General features: G+C 69.2%; 1 protein-coding gene. It reads right to left on the reverse strand.

Annotation, left to right across the window (positions count from 1 at the left end; all coding sequences use genetic code 11):
- A partial coding sequence (locus DI624_RS16040) for an OmpA family protein (RefSeq protein WP_291540552.1) occupies positions 1–1,107 on the reverse strand: 1,107 nt, incomplete at its 5' end.

Genomic DNA, 1,107 nt, shown 5'->3' on the forward strand with positions numbered 1-1,107 from the left:
TTAGAAGTTGATGTCGATGGTCGCGCGGCGGTTGAGCGGTTCGCGCACGCCGTCGGCGGTGGGCTTGGCCAGGTTGGTTTCGCCCTTGCCGTCCAGGGCGATCACGCCGCCGTTGACGCCTTGAGCCACCAGGGCGTCCGCGACGGTGCGCGAACGACGGTTGGACAGGCCGACGTTATAGGCGGCCGAACCCGAGGTGTCGGTGTAGCCCACGATCAGCACGCGCGTCGGACGGCCCGACTTGGCGTAGTTGGCGGCCTGCGTCACCACCGAACGGGCTTCCGCCGTCAGGTCCGAGCGATCCCAGTCGAAATAGACCACGAACTGGCGCGCGACCGGCGCGGCCGGAGCCGGCGGAGGCGGCGGCGGGGGAGGCGGCGGGGGAGGCGGCGGGGGAGGCGGCGGGGGCGGAGGCGGCGGCGCGTCTTCGGCGCCGAAGCTGTAGCGCAGGCCCAGGGTCACGGTGTGCGACTGGTCGTAGTCGCCGTCCCATTCGCCGAACGACGTGGCGCCCACGCCCGTCCCAGCCGTCGTCGAGGCGAACTTGGCATCGCCCGTCAGATAGCGGTAGGTCAGGTCGATGTTGGCGCGGTCGCTGATGGCCCAGGCCAGACCCGCGATCGCCTGAGCGGCGAACTTGGTCGAGGTGTCGTCCGCCGTGAAGGTGGCCCCACGATTGGCGCGCAGGGCGCCGACCGTGTCGACGTCGATGCGGTTCACGCCGGCGCCCAGACCCACGAACGGGCGGATGCCCCAGGCTTCGTAGCCGAAGTCATAAATGACATTGGCCATCAGGGTGGCGGATTCGATGTCGCCTTCCGGCGAGTGGCAAGGACCCGTCGCCGGCGTCAGGTTGCACAGGCCTTGCGTGCCCGACACGGCGCGGACCGTGCCGATGTCGCCCGAGCGATAGCCGCCTTCGAGTTCCACGCGCCAGTTGGGGTTGAAACGATAGCCCAGGCGCGCAAAGGCGGCCCAACCGTCGTTCACTTCATAGTTCCAGTTGGCGCCCGTGGTCGACGACTCGGCGTTGATGTCGTCGATCATGTGATAGCCGGCGTCGATGGCGCCGTACCAACCATTGGGTTCCGCCGATGCGGCGCCGGC

Source organism: Brevundimonas sp., assembly GCF_003248455.1.
In the GTDB taxonomy this organism is placed as follows: domain Bacteria; phylum Pseudomonadota; class Alphaproteobacteria; order Caulobacterales; family Caulobacteraceae; genus Brevundimonas.